The 17,247-nt window shown below is 60.8% G+C and carries 11 protein-coding genes and 2 pseudogenes; 10 read left to right on the top strand and 3 right to left on the bottom strand.

From position 1 onward, the window contains the following. Positions 1-135: 135 nt before the first annotated feature. The gene (locus SO156_RS39345) at positions 136-1,521 is read right to left on the bottom strand and encodes a tyrosine-type recombinase/integrase (RefSeq protein ID WP_498538543.1); all 1,386 of its coding nucleotides are present in this window, start codon (positions 1,519-1,521) and stop codon (positions 136-138) included. A gap of 656 nt (positions 1,522-2,177) precedes the next feature. Here SO156_RS39345 and SO156_RS39340 point away from each other — a divergent pair. Continuing rightward, positions 2,178-3,953 carry an adenylate/guanylate cyclase domain-containing protein gene (locus SO156_RS39340; protein WP_498538523.1) on the top strand — a complete coding sequence of 592 codons (1,776 nt, stop codon included), beginning with the start codon at positions 2,178-2,180 and terminating at the stop codon, positions 3,951-3,953. 21 nt (positions 3,954-3,974) lie between these two features. Beyond that, complete coding sequence (locus SO156_RS39335) at positions 3,975-5,741, top strand: adenylate/guanylate cyclase domain-containing protein (RefSeq protein ID WP_458146495.1); 1,767 nt, start codon at positions 3,975-3,977, stop codon at positions 5,739-5,741. Between the two features lie 279 nt (positions 5,742-6,020). Here SO156_RS39335 and SO156_RS39330 read toward each other — a convergent pair whose 3' ends face one another. Then, positions 6,021-6,692: a recombinase family protein gene (locus tag SO156_RS39330; protein ID WP_498538522.1), complete on the bottom strand. Its 672-nt coding sequence runs from the start codon at positions 6,690-6,692 to the stop codon at positions 6,021-6,023. Positions 6,693-6,878: 186 nt separating this feature from the next. Here SO156_RS39330 and SO156_RS39325 point away from each other — a divergent pair, with 186 nt between their 5' ends. Genes SO156_RS39325 through SO156_RS39315 form a run of 3 tightly spaced genes read left to right on the top strand, consistent with a single transcriptional unit; the run spans position 6,879 to position 9,080 of the window. Further along, positions 6,879-8,219, top strand: a complete 1,341-nt coding sequence (locus SO156_RS39325) for a metallophosphoesterase family protein (RefSeq protein ID WP_458146493.1) — start codon at positions 6,879-6,881, stop codon at positions 8,217-8,219. Between the two features lie 31 nt (positions 8,220-8,250). Continuing rightward, positions 8,251-8,715 carry a hypothetical protein gene (locus SO156_RS39320; protein ID WP_458146492.1) on the top strand — a complete coding sequence of 155 codons (465 nt, stop codon included), beginning with the start codon at positions 8,251-8,253 and terminating at the stop codon, positions 8,713-8,715. Between the two features lie 41 nt (positions 8,716-8,756). After that, positions 8,757-9,080, top strand: coding sequence for a hypothetical protein (locus SO156_RS39315; protein WP_458146491.1), 324 nt, complete (start codon positions 8,757-8,759; stop codon positions 9,078-9,080). A gap of 281 nt (positions 9,081-9,361) precedes the next feature. Here the strand turns inward: SO156_RS39315 and SO156_RS39310 are convergent, their stop codons facing one another. Next, complete coding sequence (locus tag SO156_RS39310; protein WP_498538521.1) at positions 9,362-10,057, bottom strand: DUF8168 domain-containing protein; 696 nt, start codon at positions 10,055-10,057, stop codon at positions 9,362-9,364. A gap of 511 nt (positions 10,058-10,568) precedes the next feature. Here SO156_RS39310 and SO156_RS39305 point away from each other — a divergent pair. From SO156_RS39305 to SO156_RS39285, 5 genes and pseudogenes are all read left to right on the top strand, one after another. Then, a complete protein-coding gene (locus SO156_RS39305) occupies positions 10,569-13,772 on the top strand; it encodes an autotransporter outer membrane beta-barrel domain-containing protein (RefSeq protein WP_498538520.1) in 3,204 nt (1,067 codons plus the stop codon). A 461-nt stretch (positions 13,773-14,233) separates the two neighbouring features. Further along, positions 14,234-14,713 (top strand): annotated as a pseudogene (locus SO156_RS39300) (hypothetical protein); the annotation flags it as partial. 15 nt (positions 14,714-14,728) lie between these two features. Next, positions 14,729-15,421: a YadA-like family protein gene (locus SO156_RS39295; RefSeq protein ID WP_498538542.1), complete on the top strand. Its 693-nt coding sequence runs from the start codon at positions 14,729-14,731 to the stop codon at positions 15,419-15,421. Beyond that, positions 15,418-15,996, top strand: coding sequence for a hypothetical protein (locus tag SO156_RS39290; protein ID WP_458146488.1), 579 nt, complete (start codon positions 15,418-15,420; stop codon positions 15,994-15,996). Before SO156_RS39295 ends, SO156_RS39290 begins: the two co-directional genes overlap by 4 nt. A 233-nt stretch (positions 15,997-16,229) precedes the next feature. Beyond that, positions 16,230-17,247: pseudogene (locus SO156_RS39285) on the top strand (hypothetical protein); the annotation flags it as partial.

Below are 17,247 nucleotides of genomic sequence, written 5' to 3'. Positions count from 1 at the left end.
GTTGGTGTGGAGAAAAGCGGTAGCGCTCTACTGACTCGAACTCCCGACAGTTCGCAGGGCGAGCGCACTGCTAGCGCAAGGGGGCTACCCGCGCCATCAGACCAATGAATTCGATCAAGACCGCAGGATGATCCTTTAGGCGCGTTTTCCGATTGGCACCACGTTTCCATCGCTCCGCGGTACCAAGGACACGACTGCCGCCCTTGCGAGGTCTTCCAAGGCGGTCGCAATGTATTTCGCGTAGTGCCGTTCGATCATTTTGACTGAGGTGTTGTGCAGTTTGGCGACCTGTTGGATGGGCAAGCCCTTTCGGAGACCGCGCACGATGCTCGAGTGTCGCAAAGCATAGGGAATCACCTCCGGCATGCCGGCGCGCTCGCGAATGGCCTTCCAGGGACGTGCAAGTTCGGCTCTTTTCCACGGACCGCGTTCAGATTTCTTCCACGCGATACCATTCGGCTCCTGTTCATGGATCCATCGCTCGAAAAGAGGTGCATCGCTTGGTCGCCCGGCGCATGCGGGCAAAAGCACCTCAATCACATCGTCGCCCACTGGGACCGGGTCTGACCCGCCATTGCCGCCGCGTCCCTTGTAGGAGCCCGGTATCATCAGACGCCGTGCCGAAACCTGTACGTCGCCGACGCGCATTCGCCTGACCTGGGCATACCGTGCGCCGGTCGCGGCCAGACATACGACGATCCGATATAGATCGCCATCAAATCCTTGCTCCCGATCTACTTCACACGCAGCTTGAAGGACGGCGCCAACCTCCCCGTCCGTGAGAATCTGGTTGTCCCGAGCAACCGAAACACCATCATCGTCATCGATCCGCTCCGCTTTGAAGCCAGCCTTCACAATGGCGAGGAAAGTCGGATTTAGTTTCTTCCGATCTGCGGAAAGCCGCGGCCATGCGGCATTTAGTGCGGCCTTGAGGTCATTCACGAACCGCTGCTTGGTCGTGACCTTTAAGTCCTCCGGCAAGCCCTCACGCCACGTTATCAAGTCATCTTCTTTCAAGGAATGCAGATGCACCGATGCGAGAGGAGCGGCTTCGGCAGCTTCCTGATTGCCGCGCTTTTCTTGACCAAGAACGTAGCGTCGCAGCTTGGTACCGGCGTCGGATCGGATGTCGCGACCTGTTCGGCGTCTTTCTCGAGCGTCGCGTTCCTTGACGTACAATTCGACGGCCGATCGCACGGTCGGAGCCGGGCCCGCCGCCTGCGACGCGGCTTCTGTTCTGGCGCGAGCTACGGCCTCTCGTGCCGTTCTCACGGCCTGTTCGAAGGTCAGAATCCCGTCGGCGGGCTTGTCATTGATGTCGTTGGCGACGCCGACGGGCTCCTGCTTGTAGTTTCCGCCTTCGTGGTGATTACGCCAGCGGACAAACCAAACGCCGCTCTGTTTTCCTTTGCGATAGCCCAGATGCGCTTCCGCATCGAGGCGACGCCAATGCACGCCAAGCTCGAGCCTGGAGCGCGCTTTAGCCGTCGTGATCTGAGCCTCAGTGAGTGCCTTCGACATTCGGTGAGTGCCTTCGACAAAGCGTTTGTCTGTTACACGTCGAATATCCGTCGAATATCCGACCATGTACGTCGGCGAACAATACAGAAATATAGACATTCAACCTATTGAAATTATTGAACATAGGCGGACGAGCGGGCCTTATTTTTTGGCCCTCTCAAGGCTGAAACAGGGGTTCGATTCCCCTAGGGAGCGCCAGCGGCAAGTTCGACCTAGTGATCAACATGAAGACTGCCAAAGCGCTCGGTCTCACCGTGCCGCCCTCGTTGCTCGTCCGGGCTACCGAGGTGATCGAATGAGGTCAGCTTCTGGGCCATCGCGACACTTCGTTGCGAAGGGGAGTTGGTCGCGACTGCGGGCGTCGATCAACGCTCCGGTGTGTAGTAACACCATGCTGCCGTAACCTCGGCTGCGGCCGCCTCCTTTAGGTCGACCATTTGAAGCCGAGGGGCGTGGTCGCGCTCGCAGGGGTCCAGTGGGCGCGGAGAGGCTCATCTTTGACGGCCCCAAGGCTTCCCCGCGTGGGGGCCGTGTCCGATGCCCAGAATGCCACCGCCTCAAGCACCGCAGCAGTCATGGGCATCTGTGGACCGCGAGAACCCTTGCCCCCCGGCTCCACCTTCGTACAAGATGCCGCGTTAGGAGCAGGCTTGACCATGAAGCCAGCACAACCACCTCCTCGGGTCGGACGCAGGTTAGCAGCCATAGTCGCAGCCGACGTGGCGGGCTACTCGCGGCTCATGGGCCTCGACGAGGTCGGCACCGCTCGGACGCTTCGTGAACACCGCAAGGTTACCGACGCTCTCGTGGCAAAACACGGGGGTCGTCTCGTGAAGACCACGGGGGATGGGGTGCTGCTAGAGTTCCCCTCGGTGGTCGATGCGGTCGAATGCGCCGTGGCGGTGCAGGCCGTGATGGCCGAGCGCAACCAAGGTATCCCGCATGATCGGCGGATGCTGTTTCGGATCGGGATTAACCTCGGAGACATCCTGATCGAGGGCGAAGACATTCTCGGGGACGGCGTCAACATCGCTGCGAGGCTTGAGGGTATCGCTGAGCCGGGGAGCATCTGCCTCTCATCTTCAGCCTACGATCAGGTGCGCGGCAAGGTCGCAGTCGAGTTCGCCGAGCTTGGTGAGCAGAAGCTCAAGAACATCGCCCTTCCGATACACGCCTATGCGGTTGGTGTGGGCGCGCATTTTGACCGAATTGTACCGCCGCTATCTTCCGCCCCGCGCTTGTCCATAGTGGTGCTGCCTTTCGCAAATATCGGCGGCGATCCCGAGCAAGACTATTTCGTTGACGGTGTGACCGAGAGCCTGACCACGGACTTGTCGCGTATCAGCGGCTCGTTCGTCATTGCTCACAGCACGGCGCTCACCTTCAAGGGCAAGGCCGTTGACGTGAAGCAAATCGGGCGCGAGTTGAACGTCCGGTACGTTCTTGAAGGTTCGATGCAACGTGGTGGTAACCGGCTTCGGGTGAATGTGCAGCTGATCGCTGCCGAGACTGGAAATCACCTTTGGGCCGAGCGCTTCGACAAGCCCGTCGCCGACCTCTTCGATATGCAGGACGAAATTGTATCGCGGCTCGCCAATACGCTGAACTCGCAATTGATTGCGGTCGAAGCGCGGCGAGCGGAGCATTCACCGCATCCCGACGCGACTGACTTGTGTTTCCAAGGCGCCGCTTGGCTCAACATGGGCCGAGCAATCGAAATCATGGCGCAAGCGCGCGGCTTCTATGAACGGGCTTTGGCACTCGAACCGGGAAATGTTGAGGCGCTGGTCGGCACAGCGTGGGTTAATTTTGCAATTGGCACCAACTTGTTCCCCGACGATCGGATAGAACGTGTTGCCGCAGCCGAGGCGACCGTCACAAAGGCGCTGTCCTTGGCACCGAACCATCCCATAGCTCATTTCGTCCTGGGCGCCGTGCAAATTTATACGAACCGCGCGGCTCAAGGCATCGCAGAATGCGAGCGGGCGTTGGCGCTGGATCGGAATTTGGCCCGAGCGCACGCGAACATCGGGACTGCGAAGTTTTTTCTCGGTCGGGGCGGGGAAACCGAAGCCCATATGGAGCAAGCGCTCCGTCTCTCTCCGCGAGATACAGGCGTCTATATCTGGAGTTTGTTTATCGGCCTCGCCAAATTTTGGCAGGGCGCCGACGACGAAGCGCGTGTTTGGCTGCGCCGCAGCCTTGAGGCCAACCGCAATTATCCTATGGCGCATTTCTATCTCGCGGCCGCCTTGGCGCTTGTCGGTGAGCTGGATGAGGCTCGGGCTACCGCGCAGGCGGGCCTTGCGCTCAATCCGAGTTTCAGTATCCGCCGCTATCGCACCAACAGCCCAAGCAACCACCCCGTATATCTCGCGGGACGCGAGCGCGTCTATGAGGGCCTGCGGCTAGCGGGGGTGCCGGAAGGGTGAGGGCTTAGGGATTAGGCACGCATGTCAGACCCTATCGCGGTCAGCCGACGCCTCGTCGCAGTCTTCGCAGCGGATGTCGAGGGCTACAGCCGTCTCATGGGCATCGATGAGATCGGCACGCTCAAGGGCCTGACCGAACGTCGCGCGATCCTCGACAGGCTCATTGGGGAACATGGGGGTCGTATAGCGAACACGGCGGGCGATAGTGTCCTTGCGGAGTTCGGGAGTGCTGTGGAAGCAGTGCATTGCGCGGTGGAGGCGCAGGCTGCTCTCGGGGAGGCGAACTCCAGTCTCCCGGCAGACAAGCGCATCAGCTTCCGCATTGGTATCCACGTCGGTGACGTGATGGTGCGCGCGGGTGATCTGTTCGGAGACGGAGTGAACATCGCGGCGCGCTTGCAGGCCTTGGCGCAGCCGGGTGGCGTTTGCGTTTGTGGGACGACCTATGAGCAGGTCAGGAAGGTTTTGCCGGTTGCCTTCACTGACATGGGCCTGCAGCAGGTCAAGAATATCGAAGACCCGATCAGGGCCTACGCCGCTCGCGAGCTTGCCGAAGCCATTCGCAGTGCTGCAGTTGCCGAGGATAGACCACTTCCGCTACCCGACAAGCCTTCCATTGCCGTGCTGCCGTTTGAAAACATGTCCGGTGATCCCGAGCAGGAGTACTTTGCGGACGGGATGGTTGAGGAAATCATTACGGCGCTCAGCCGGTTTCATTGGCTGTTCGTAATCGCGCGTAACTCGAGCTTCACCTTCAAGGGCAGAGCCGTCGATATCAAGGAAGTCGGGCGCAGGCTTGGCGTGCGCTACGTCCTTGAGGGTTCTGTGCGCAAGGCGGCCGGTAAAGTCCGGATCACCGGGCAGCTGATTGATGCGGTAACAGGCGCGCACATTTGGGTGGACAGGTTCGAGCGTGACCTGACGGATGTTTTCGCTCTGCAGGACGAAGTCACGCTCGCCGTTGTCTCGGCCATTCAGCCAAAATTGCTTCAAACGGAAATGGCAATGGCGGCGCGGCGGCGACCGGAGAACCTGACTTCCTATGACTATTATCTCCGGGCTATGCAGCAGTTCTCCTTAGCTACCCCCGAACCATTGGCCGAGGCGCTAAGGCTGGCTCATCGCGCCTTGGAGCTGGACCCTCGGTTCGGGTTGGTCGCGGCGCTGGCAGCGGGTTGTCACCATCTCAACATCCAACTCGGCTATGCCGTCGATCTTCAATTCGAGCGCAAGGAAGCAGTTCGGCTTTTTCGCCTGGCATTGAGCGTCGACGACAGTGACCCAGACATCTTGGCATGGGCTGCCATAGTCTCGGCGTTCACGGTCGGAGATAGTGAGAGTGAGATCGAGATGGCCGACCGGGCGGTCGCACTCAACCCCAATTCATTTCACGCATGGAACTGCAGAGGCCATGTCTATAGGGTCGCGGGGCTGCTGGAGGAAGCGGTCCCAAGCTTTGAGCGCGCCGTGCGCGTAAGCCCGGTAGACCCGTGGCTACAGTATTCGTTTGCTGGGATAGGGTACGCCTCTATTGAGCTTCGCCGCTTTGACGAGGCCATCGCCGCGGGGAAAAAAGCCCTGCGTCTGAACCGCTCTCATCCGGGAGCTTGCTGCGTTCTCGCATCCGCCTTCGCCCATCTCGGACGTGACGACGAGACGCGTGAAGCGGCGGCGCGTCTGCTTGAGGTCAATCCCGCCTTTACAATATCTTCGTGGATCGCTCGCGGCGGGCGATCAAATGCGAAGTTGATGACCGAGGGCCTTCGGAAAGCAGGGTTGCCCGAATGAACCCAGTGCATCGCCTCGTTCCCTGTGGCGAACACGCGGCCCTGTGAACCTCGGCGGCGGCGCAACCCTTTAAGTCGAGCATTTGAAATCGGGGCGTGTGCTCGGCGGCATCATTTTGTGTGGCCCGTGAGAATACTGCAGCCGTAAGCTCGGCGGAGGCGGCAGCAGCCTTTAAGTCGAGCATTTGAAGTCGAGGGGTGGGGGTCGTCCAAATAGGGGCCCGGTGAGCGATAGGGGACCCGTAGGAATTCGGCGGGGTGCCGGGGGCCCTCGGGTCTCTCAGGCTCGTTCGAGGATGTTAGCTACTGACTGTGCATACCAATGCCCGCCGCGAGCCGTTGGTATCCCTCGGGCGTTCAACGCGTCAGCAATCTGCCGCAGCGTGCTTGCGCCAGCCTTTTGTGCCTCACGGATAATAGGGAGGACATTCGCAGCGTATCGGTCAGCCTCGGACTTCACGGCTTCCAACGCGCTCCTGCGGGCCACGTGGAGCTTCGGGTTGCCCAGAGTGGCACCACGGGCCTTAGCGGCTGAGAGTGCTTGCCGGGTGCGCGTAGAGATGAGGGCGCGTTCCTTCTCGGCTAACGCGGCGAAGAGGTGCAGCACGAATGGGTCTACGTCAGGCCCAAGTTCGGCAACCAGGAAGGGCACCTTGTGAGCCATCAGGCCGGAGATGAAGTGAACATCGCGGCTGAGGCGGTCGAGCTTCGCGACCCCGACGTGACACCGGAGTTTCCGTGCTGCCGCGAGCGCGGCCTTGAGCTGCGGCCTGCGATCTAGCGCATCGGAGCCCTTGCCGGTCTCCACCTCCACAAACTCGCGGACAACTTCGTACCCCTCGGCAGCCGCAAAGTGGGCGAGGGCGTGGCGTTGGGCCTCAATGCCGAGACCCGAGCGGCCCTGAGCTGACGTGGATACGCGGATGTAGGTGATAAGCGGTGTGCCGTGCATGGCCGAGGCCCTCCAGATCAAGGCTGTAAAGAACCTTATTGTCCGTTTAGGTATTATACAAGGCCAAATGGCTGGCCCAAGAGGGCTTGATATGCATCAAGAGAGCTCGGTAGTTCGCCGATACCTCTTACGAGGCCGCGAATAGTGCAGTGGTGCACTCCTTCCCTCGATCATTGGGTTATCGCCATGCCATCCCTCCTGCCTAACGATCCAAATCGTCGCCTTGTGCTCGGCGCTCTCGCAACCCTGCCGGTACTCTCTGTGCCGCTCGCTCAAGATGTGCTGGCGCAAGCAACGACCGCGCAAGCACAGTCTGCCGAAGGGGCGGGGTTTTCGTTCGCTGCCGTCGGTGATACCCGACCGATGATGTACCTCCCGTTGAAAGAAGGGCAGCCGGACCTCAACAAGTTCTTTGTTGAGATGTTTGGGCTGGTCATGCCGGAAAAGGTTGCAGAGGCCGTGGTGGCGAGGGATGTGAAAATGATCTTCGATCCCGTCACAAAGGAATTGATCAAGGTGGTCATGCCGTTCGCGTCCAAAACGGAGGTCATGACCCTGACGGTGGATAACGGTTGGGTAACTGAGGCGTCCGTTGAAGACTTGAAGCTGCTGCCTGGCGTGCACCGGACCATGTTCCGGCTTCAGGGCGGTGAATGGGTTACCCGTGAAATCGTGAAGGACGTTCAATCCGGTCGAGCCAAATTCGTGGTCAATAGCGGTGACGCCGTATGGTGGGGCAATCAGGGCTTAACCGTCAGTGACAGCCCATATTGGAAGCGTGTGAACGATACGATGTTGAAGAAGCTGCCCCCACCAGATGATGAGATGCGTGCGGCCGGGTTGGATGGGCGATTTTTCATGAGCGTGGGCAATCATGAGGTATGGGCCGATCCGAAAATCGAGGGCGTTCTTTCGGCGGTGCCCTATCTAAAGAAGCTCGGTGTCACGCCGGAAAACCTCATCTACAAATTCGACTTTAAGGGCACCCGGTTCATCTATCTGTGGAGCGGCAAGTACGACTATCGGTCGCCCTCGCTATGGGACGCTGATCGGCCGAAGTATGCCGAGCAGATGACGCAACTTAAGACGTGGATGGACGAGGCGAAGACGAATGGAGTTCGGAAAGTCTTTATCATCTTCCATTATCCGGTCTTTGCGCGCTCGGGCCTCGGACCTATCCCGGCTCCCGATAACCCGCACAAGGTGATTGCGTCGTATGCCAAAGACATGGAGGTGGTCGTGCTGAACGGGCACGTCCACACCACGGAAATCTATAATGTAGATGGGGTGAAGTATCTGATGCTCGGTGGTGGGGGCGCGGAACAAGACCCGATCCTTCCCGGTCGCACGAGCATCAAGGTGCCCGCTGACTATCCGCCGGACCTCTACTGGAAGGGACAGTCTCCAAAAGAGGAGTACAATTACGTGCTTGTCGATGTCCAACCCGGCCAGACGACGAAATTCACCCTCAATCGGTTCCGGCCGTGGTCGGCAGAGCCATTCGGGACGGAGGAGCTTTTCCAGTGAAGCCGTCAGGACCGATTGCGGGAGCGCGGTCTTGCCTACCGCACTTCTGATCATCCACGGCTTGGTCGCCGTCGCGTTGCTTGGTGCAATTACACACCAGACCTTGGCGACGTGGGCAACCGCTGGCGCTCGGCCCAGTTCATTTTTTGGCCGCTTTCGTTCGGTGCGTTCAAGCTCCTTCGCTAACGCCGTGGTCGTTCTTTTTGCGGTCTCCACTCTGCTGGGTGGAATTGTGTATCTGTACTTTCGTGTTGAAGTTAGGCCTGAGTTAGAACGCGCCGGTCATTGGCACGTCCTTGGCTTCTTCGACCTCAAGGAACATTTCGCCGCTATTGGGTTGGCGTTGCTGCCCGCCTATTGGGTTTGCTGGCGACGCCCGAACGACAACGAGCCCACCCAGACGCGTACCATGCTCACCTCGCTCCTTGCCTTCATCGTCTGGTGGGGCTTCCTTACCGGCCACGTCGTGAACAACATCAAAGGTTTCGGCTCGTGACATCATCGGTCGCGTTGCGCCGTTTTGCATTTGCGTTCGGCATGTCGTTCGCTGTCCTCTACGTGATAGCAATCGCCAAGGACCTCGCGTTGTTCACCGTTTTTCCGTCGCTGGGTATAGTGCTCCTGGGTACGCATCACACGCGAGACATCGCCGATCCCGCGATGGGCTTTCTTGCTCCTGCGATGTACTGGTACGGCTGGGCCGCGTCGGCCGCACTTGGAGCCCTCGTGCTCGCCCTTGTTACCGCAATGTTTCCGGTGCGCTGGAACCAAACGCTTGGCTGGTCAGGTTGGGTGTGGCTGGTTCCGGTCCTCTCGATGACTGCGTGCGTCTATCTCACCTTGCCTTGGTTTCGACTTTAGCCGCTGAGTGTCCGAGCTTCACTCGTACAAAAGATGCTGCAAAGACCGATCCTGGCGAGCAAATAAGCTAGTTTATCAAGGCCGAAACTGAGCGGCGCGGCCCCACAGGCGCTGCGTTGCGGGTGGTAGCAAATGGTGGTAGCAATCAATCAGCAGCGAAGCTGATTTGTGCTTGTTTTCAGTAGTCTCATGAGCTGCCCTTCGTCTCCCCTAGGGAGCGTTATTTCCAGAATTCATCATTGTCGTTGCATCGGAATTTGCCCTTTTTGTCCCACCCCACTTCAAGGTGGGACGGTCACTGTTCTGGTTTCGGCCCTGCGAGCTCGCTGAACTCTCCAGCCCCCTAACGGTTTTTGGTCGTTCCTCTGGAGATACACGAGAAATCGACGTGTCATTTCGTCGGCGATCTTAAACACCAATACGCGCTCGGAATCGGTCATCGCGCTCGGCTTGCCGTGACGAGGAAGATCAGCATGCGCCTTAACCGCGTCGATCGCTTCGCGACTAACACGCTGCCTCTCTCGAAGTTTTGGCCACGCTACCTCGTCGTTTTCGTCGTCGGTGTCCTTTACGAATTGCATCATCGCTTCGATGGCGCGGTAACAATAAAAGCCCGTGCCGACCGGAAACCGCATCGCGTTGGTGAAATCAGCTAGCACCAGTTGTGCTTCGGGGTTTGCCCCGACGGCTAACAGAATCGAGGTGTCGATCGCTGGAGGCGTGGCTTCTCGGTCCCTACTCAATGCCGGAATGTCGATGCCAAACACCCTCCAAGCTCGATCGCTTTGACAGACTGCGGATTTGATCTCAACGTAGAAGCTGTAAGCGCGGTCGTAGCCAATGAGGTTAGTGAGGATTTCTGCTTGAGAGGTCGCGACGTTCCGCAGCGCATCAACGTCAACTCCCTCATTCTCAACGCTCAAATCGATAACGATTTGGCCCGCATGAATTCGCACTGCGAACTCATAGTCGCCCACCGCTCCACTCTTCGCTTTCCCCGACAATCTCGGTGGGCAAGGTGATGGGTATTCTTTCTGGATGTACGACGCCAAAGAAAGTCCAAACGTTGCTCATTTAAGCCTCGCGATCGCTCGATCCGCACTGCGTTGGTATAGCGATCAACCTCTTCCGTGAAGGGTTTCGGATACCGACCGCCGTTTGCCGCGTTGCAATGGGCAGCGACTGTATTCGCAGCAGGCCGCTCCAAGGTTCAGCGGTTCATCCAATTTGCAAGCGTGGAGTCAGCTCGCGAACTTGTCCCCCGGCAAAGCCTCTCGCCGATGTTGCCGGACTGCATCGCACCGAAAAAAGACGGCTGAATGATCGCAGGGGTCCAAACGTTGTTCGCCCCAGTCCAAGCGGATCTGCCGCCCCCTGGGTTATCTGGTCGGCGAAGCAAGACGGATTCTAGGGCTGCCATCTGTTCGAGCCCCAAAAACGGCAAGTTGCGACTTGCTCAGCAATCGCAGAGACAGGAAACAGAACGGGATGCAAATCGTTGAGCGAGCGGGCGATACTGAGCGCCGAGCCGAGCCCTCACAGGTATCGCGCAGCCAGCATCAGGCGCTCGCTTGTCACACCGGCCAGCGCGGATCGCTCCGCGGCGATCTGCTCATCACCACATTGATCGCCGCGCTTGGATTGGCTCTGACGACGACTTCATCTCGGGCTCAAAACTGGACTGGTGCTGCCGGAACCACTGACTGGAATACTGCTGGCAACTGGGACAACAACGCCGTCCCGAACGGAACGACGGACGCGAATATCGATACTGTCACTCCCAATCCGACCGCGATCACTATAGCTGGCGCGACTGTGAACAGTGTCACGGTCGGCGTTAACGGCAGCGGCATGCTGACAATCTCAGGCAACGGCACATTGGTGAGCAGCAGCAGCACCGCTTGGAACTTCATCGGCTACAATGCCAACTCGATCGGCACGGTGACGGTCACCGGCTCGTCTGGTGCTACCCATTCGTCCTGGACGATTAATAACGCTCTCATAGTTGGCAACTCCGCCACCGGCACGCCGTCCCAGAGCGGCGGCACGTTGACAATCAGCAACGGCGGCACAGTCACCAACGTCGACGCCGCGATTGGCTACAATACCGGCGCGACCGGCACCGCAACCGTCGATGGCACCGGCTCGTCCTGGACCAGTTCCGGCAATTTCCTTGTCGGCTATTCCGGTGCCGGCACGCTGCGGATCAGCAATGGCGGTACAGTCACCAGCGCAACAGCCACCAGCACCGGCGCCTACATCGGCTACAATGCCGGCTCGACCGGCAGCGTGACCGTCGATGGCACCGGCTCGTCCTGGACCAATTCCGGTTATCTCTTTGTCGGCGTTTCCGGCACCGGCGCGCTGACGATCAAGAACGGCGGCACAGTCACCAGCCGCAGCGCCGCGATCGGCTACAACTCGACCGGGAGCGCGACGGTCGATGGCTCGTCCTGGACAGATTCCGGCAATCTCTTTGTCGGCTATAACAGTACCGGTAACGGGACGCTGACGATCAGTAACGGAGGCACGGTGACCGATGTCCAAGGCATTATCGGCTGGAACTCGGCAGGCCCAAACAATGTAAGCGTCACCGGCGCTGGCTCGACCTGGACCAGTTCCAGCAATCTCGCAGTCGGCCAAACCGGGACCGGCACGCTGATGGTCGGCAACGGCGGCGCGGTGATCAGCAACCTCGGCTTGATAGGCAACAATTCCGGCTCGACCGGTTTCGCGACAGTTGATGGCCTTGGCTCGTCCTGGACCTCCAGCAATCTCGCCGTCGGCAATGACGGCACCGGCACCCTGACCATCTCCAACGGCGGTACCGTCAATGCTGCCGGAACCGTGTCTATCGCGACTGGCGCCGGCTCGACCGGAACGCTGAACATCGGCGCGGCCGCCGGTCAGGCTCCGACGGGTGCGGGCACGCTCAATGCGTCGCTCGTCACCTTCGGGGCCGGCACCGGGATGATCAACTTCAACCATACCGATCCCGCCTACACGTTCGCCTCGACCATTCAGGGGTTCGGCACGCTCAACCAGCTTGCCGGCAACACGATCCTGACCGCCGATTCCAGCGGCTTCACCGGTCCAACCAACATCATCGGCGGCCGGCTGGCCGTGAACGGCTCGATCGCCAATTCGCTGGTCACGGTGTCGAACGGCGGCATTCTCGGCGGCAACGGCACGGTCGGCAGTGTTGTGGCCAGCGCCGGCGGCATCATCGCGCCGGGCAACTCGATCGGCACACTGACGATCAACGGCAACCTCTCGCAGGCATCAGGCTCGATCTATCAGGTTGAACTGACCTCGACGGGCCAGAATGACCGGATCAATGCCACGGGCACAGCCACAATCGCCAATGGTGCGACGCTCAATGTCGTGAAGCTCGACGCCGCTCCCTATGTGATCGGCATGCATTACACCGTGCTACAGGCTAATGGTGGCGTCAGCGGCACCTATACGCTGACCGGCGACACGAAGCTCTCCACCTTCATCGGCTTGGTCGATCACTACGACCCCACGCACGTCTATCTCGACGTGGTGCAGACCAAATCGTTCGCTTCGATCGGCCTGACCCCGAACCAGAAGGCTGCGGGCGCTGGTGCCGAAAGCCTCGGCACGGGCAATCCGATCTACACCGCCATCGCCTGGCTTCCGACCGATGGCGCGGCACAACACGCCTTCGACCAGCTTTCCGGCGAGATCCATGCCTCGGCGAAGACGGCGCTGGTCGAGGATAGCCGCTTCGTGCGCGATGCGATGAACGACCGCCTGCGCTCCGCCTTCGATGCGGTCGGCGCGGTGAGCACGCCAGTGATGAGCTACGCGTCGGGCGGTCCGGAATATGTTCCCGCCACCACCGACCGCTTTGCCCTGTGGGGACGTGCCTTCGGATCATGGGGCCATACCGAGAGTGACGGCAATGCGGCGCGGCTGAACCGCTCGACCGGCGGCATTTTCGTCGGCGGCGATGGTCGGGTCCTCGATACCTGGCGCCTCGGCCTGCTCGGCGGCTACAGCCAGACCAACTTCAACGTTCGCGACCGGGCTTCATCCGGGACGAGCGACAACTACCACCTCGGACTCTATGGCGGCACGGAGTGGGGCAATCTCGCCTTCCGCACGGGTGCTGCCTATACATGGCACAATCTCTCCACCAGTCGCTTCGTCACCTTCCCCGGCTTCTCCGACAGCCTGGCAGGCAAATACGACGCCGGCACCGCGCAGGCCTTCGGCGAACTGGCCTACGGGATGCGCGCCGGCACGTTCGGCTTCGAGCCCTTCGCCAATCTGGCCTATGTGGACCTTCACACTGACGGCTTCCGCGAGACGGGGCACGCGGCGGCGCTATCCAGCAATGGTGGTTCGACCGATGCGACCTTCTCGACGCTGGGTCTGCGCACCTCGACCAGCTTCATGCTGGGCGGTGTCAACGCCACGGCGAGGGGCACGCTCGGCTGGCGGCACGCTTTCGGCGACGTGACGCCGCTCTCGACCGTTGCCCTCGCAGGCGGTGCGCCATTCACGATCGCTGGCGTGCCGATCGCGAAGAACTCGGCCGTGGTGGAAGCAGGTCTCGATTTCGCCATCGCGCCCAGCGCCACGCTCGGCGTGTCCTATAGCGGGCAGTTCGCCTCCAGCGTCTCCGACCAGTCCGTCCGCGCCAACTTCAACTGGAAGTTCTAAGTACGCAAGAGAGCGCAAACCATTTAAACGAGCAGGTCCGCCGCATCCACGCGGTGGACGATATTGCTCGGCGGCAAGGTTGTGGCCGAAGAAGATGCTCCGGCGCTTGGACGAAAGATGCAGGTTGAGCGAGCTTTCCAACGGCGCGATCTCGGACGTCATCGTCACGAGCTGAGCAAGTGGTCGTGGCAAAGTTGAACGCACGCTTGCCGTGTCAAGCTGGCAGGCCAAAAGTCAGGCTCACACACCTGCGCGATGACCAAGGATTGGTCGGTCTGCTGCCGGTGCGATAGCGCGAAGAGAAACCCCGCCTTCCGAATGGTGGCCGCAGCGCCACAGCAGCTCATGATTTCGCGTTAGTTCCGCAGGGCTCAATACGTGGTGCTGTGTAGCCCAAGACAATGACCGGTCCTCGGGGCAATTTGCCTGGCGATATGTCGCTTGCGGGGAAGGGTTAAGCAATGAGATTGTCGCTCTGGGTATGCGCGGTCAGCGCGCGTATCGTCTTCGACGCACGCCGGGCGCACAGACGAATTGTCTCTGAAGGCGGCACATCACCCGCCGGCAATGCGCCAGGTTCCCGGCACAAGCGGCTCATCCCGCTCACGGTTACATGTGCTCTGCTGGCCGTCCCACTGCTCCTGCCCTCGGCAGCACGAGCGGTCGAATGCAGCAATGGTGGGGCCGGGACAAATCCGGCGGGGAATGACGGTGGCAGTCAGTACAGTACTGTCTGCGGGGATTCTGCTGTAGCGACTGGTCTCTCCAGTTCGGCATATGGTCGAAGAAGCAGCGCCACCGGGGAAGGTAGCGTAGCGATCGGTGCCTCCAGCTCCGCGAGCAAGCTGGATAGCGTGGCGGTTGGCCCCGCCAGCATGGCGAGCGGAAGCGTAAGCACGGCTGTAGGCTACACCAGCACCGCCAGCGGCGACTTTAGCACCGCTATCGGCGGGGCCATGGCGAGCGGCATTGCCGGCGCGGCTGTAGGCAGCAACAGTCAGGCCAGCGGCGACTATAGCACCGCCAGCGGCACCGGCAGCACCGCGAGTGGCACAGGAAGCACCGCGAGCGGCTACAATAGCAGCGCGATTGGCGACTATAGCACCGCGAACGGCACCAACAGCACGGCGTCTGGCAACAGCGCCACGGCGGTTGGTTCTGGAGCGACCGCGGCGTACAGCAATTCGGCGGCCTTTGGCGCGGGCGCGACCGCGACTGCGGCCAACCAGGTCGCCATCGGCACCGCGTCGAACACCTACAAGCTCTCCGGCCTCACCTCGGCGGCGAGCCTTGCAGCGCAAAGCGGGCCGGTTTCGCTGGTGACGACGGACGCGGCGGGGCATCTGGCGGCGACGACCATCACGATGCCGGACATTTCCGGGCTGCAGTTCAGCGTCAACGTCCTCCAACATCAGATGCGGCAGTCGTTCGAGGGGACCGCGATCGCAATCTCCATGGGTGGCACCGCGCTGCCGGCCGACAAGCGATTTGCGATCTCCACCAATTGGGGCAATTTTCGCGGCCAGAACGCTGGCAGCGTGGTCGCGCAAATGCGCCTGACGGATTATGCGGTGGTGAACGTCGGCGTCGGCGCCGGCTTTGATCAGGGCGGCATCGGCAGCAGGGCAGGCGTCACGTTCGCGTGGTGAGGCGGCCTCTCCCTACACTCACTGCTCTTTATGTTGCTGTGCTGGCCGTCCTGGTCGCGTTAGGCGGCTGCGCTGGTGCGCGCGCCGAGGCGCCGCCGAGGCCTGCGCAAATTGACCGCAATGGCGTGCTGATCCTGATCCGCACCGCATTGATCGCGCTCGACCAGGCCAACAAGACCGGCAACTACACTGTGCTGCGCGAGCTCGGCGCGCCCGCCTTCCAGGTCAACAGCGCCGAGAAGCTCGCGGAGATTTTTGCGAAGGAGCGCAGCGACCATCTCGATCTCTCGGGCGTCGCCGCGATTGAACCGCAGCTCACGCTGCTGCCGCAGATCGAGGCCAACGGCCTGATGCGCATGGCCGGCTTCTTTCCCTCCGTGCCGCAGCAGCTCAGCTTCGACCTGCTCTATGCGCCGGTGAACGGTCAATGGCGCCTGTTCGGCATCTCGGTGAAGATCGGGTCGGCAGTGCCCGCAGCACCAGATCCTCCCGCCGCGCCACCGCCTGCCGCCGGCAAATCGCCGGCATCGAGTGCAAGCCAGAAGGCGCCATCGACGACAGCCGGAAAGCCCTAGATGGCCTTGAGCGGCTTTGGGAGCAGGTCGAAACCCCCGTGCTCCGAATGGTGGCCGCAGCGCCACATCCGCTCACGAACCGGCGCTGGTTCCTTAGGGCTCAATGCAGTGTGCTGTCCAGCCCAAGACACCGGCCGATCGTCGGGTCAATTTGTCTGACGATTGCGGCTTCGGCCTGTGAGGATTCGGGGTAAATGATGAAAGTGACTGTTGGCGCGGCGCGGATGACGACGGTGCGTGCGCTGAAGGGGGCTCCCAAGCGGCGGCCCGGACGATCCCTGGCGCTTGCGGCGCCGCTGATGCTGGCGTTCGCGGCTGTCGTGCTCCCGGTAGGGCCGGCGGCCGCCGCATGCGTGCAGGCAGGCAATGTCGTGACCTGCAGCGGCGCGACCAGCACCTTCTTCGGCACGGGCGTGGAAAACAACCTGGCCGTGACGGTTCAGCCGAACGCATCGATCACGGTCGGTGGTTTGCAGATCGCGATCGATGTCGGCGATGGCAACACTGCGCTCAACAGCGGCACGATTAGCGCTGGAAACGGTGGCGCTGGTATCCAGGGGTTTGCCAACAACACCTTCACCAACGCCGGCACGATAACTTCGACGGCGAATGCTATCGGCATCGTCCTTAACGGTGACGGCAACACCGCCATCAATACCGGCACGATCACCCTGACCGGTTCAGCCTCCGCCACCGGCCTCGATGCCGGCATCGTCAGTAACGGCGCCGGCAACACCATCCAAAATTCCGGCGTCATCACCGTCGGCAGCAGCGCTAGTAACCTAGGCTGGGGCGTGATGCTGAACAACAACGACAAGCTCACCAATACCGGCACGATTTCGGCGATTGGCGGCGTCGGTTTGTTCGGTAGCGTCGGCGTCGGTTTGTTCGGTAACGGCAATACCATCATCAACGGCGGCACGATCAGGGGCGGTTCCAACGGCTTTGCGCTGCTTACCCCCTTCAATTCGACGACGGGGACCACCATCAACAACAGTGGCACGTTGGACGGCAAGTTGTTCTTGATCGGATCAAACACTGCATTGACCAATGCCGGCCTGATCACCATCACCGATCCGGCGACGGCGCTGAGTCCATCGAACTTCGCTATCAGCGGCACATTCACCCAGACGGCGCAGGGCACGCTGGCACTGCGCGTCGACAATGCCGGCAACCATGACGGTCTGGCTGCGGATAGTGTCAATCTCAACGGCACGCTACGTGCCGTGCTGCAGCCGGGGCTGTATCAGC

It is taken from the genome of Bradyrhizobium sp. UFLA05-125 (genome assembly GCF_059803515.1).
The sequence above is the reverse complement of the archived record's forward strand: the minus strand, read 5'-3'. Positions and strand labels throughout refer to the sequence as shown.

Bases quoted from the DNA above. Each gene is read 5' to 3' on its own strand.
- SO156_RS39295 (WP_498538542.1), top strand. From the start codon at position 14,729: ATGGCGAGCGGCATTGCCGGCGCGGCTGTAGGCAGCAACAGTCAGGCC.
- SO156_RS39330 (WP_498538522.1), bottom strand. From the start codon at position 6,692: ATGCACGGCACACCGCTTATCACCTACATCCGCGTATCCACGTCAGCT.
- SO156_RS39315 (WP_458146491.1), top strand. From the start codon at position 8,757: ATGTCGTTCGCTGTCCTCTACGTGATAGCAATCGCCAAGGACCTCGCG.
- SO156_RS39305 (WP_498538520.1), top strand. From the start codon at position 10,569: ATGCAAATCGTTGAGCGAGCGGGCGATACTGAGCGCCGAGCCGAGCCC.
- SO156_RS39335 (WP_458146495.1), top strand. From the start codon at position 3,975: ATGTCAGACCCTATCGCGGTCAGCCGACGCCTCGTCGCAGTCTTCGCA.
- SO156_RS39325 (WP_458146493.1), top strand. From the start codon at position 6,879: ATGCCATCCCTCCTGCCTAACGATCCAAATCGTCGCCTTGTGCTCGGC.
- SO156_RS39345 (WP_498538543.1), bottom strand. From the start codon at position 1,521: ATGTCGAAGGCACTCACTGAGGCTCAGATCACGACGGCTAAAGCGCGC.
- SO156_RS39340 (WP_498538523.1), top strand. From the start codon at position 2,178: ATGAAGCCAGCACAACCACCTCCTCGGGTCGGACGCAGGTTAGCAGCC.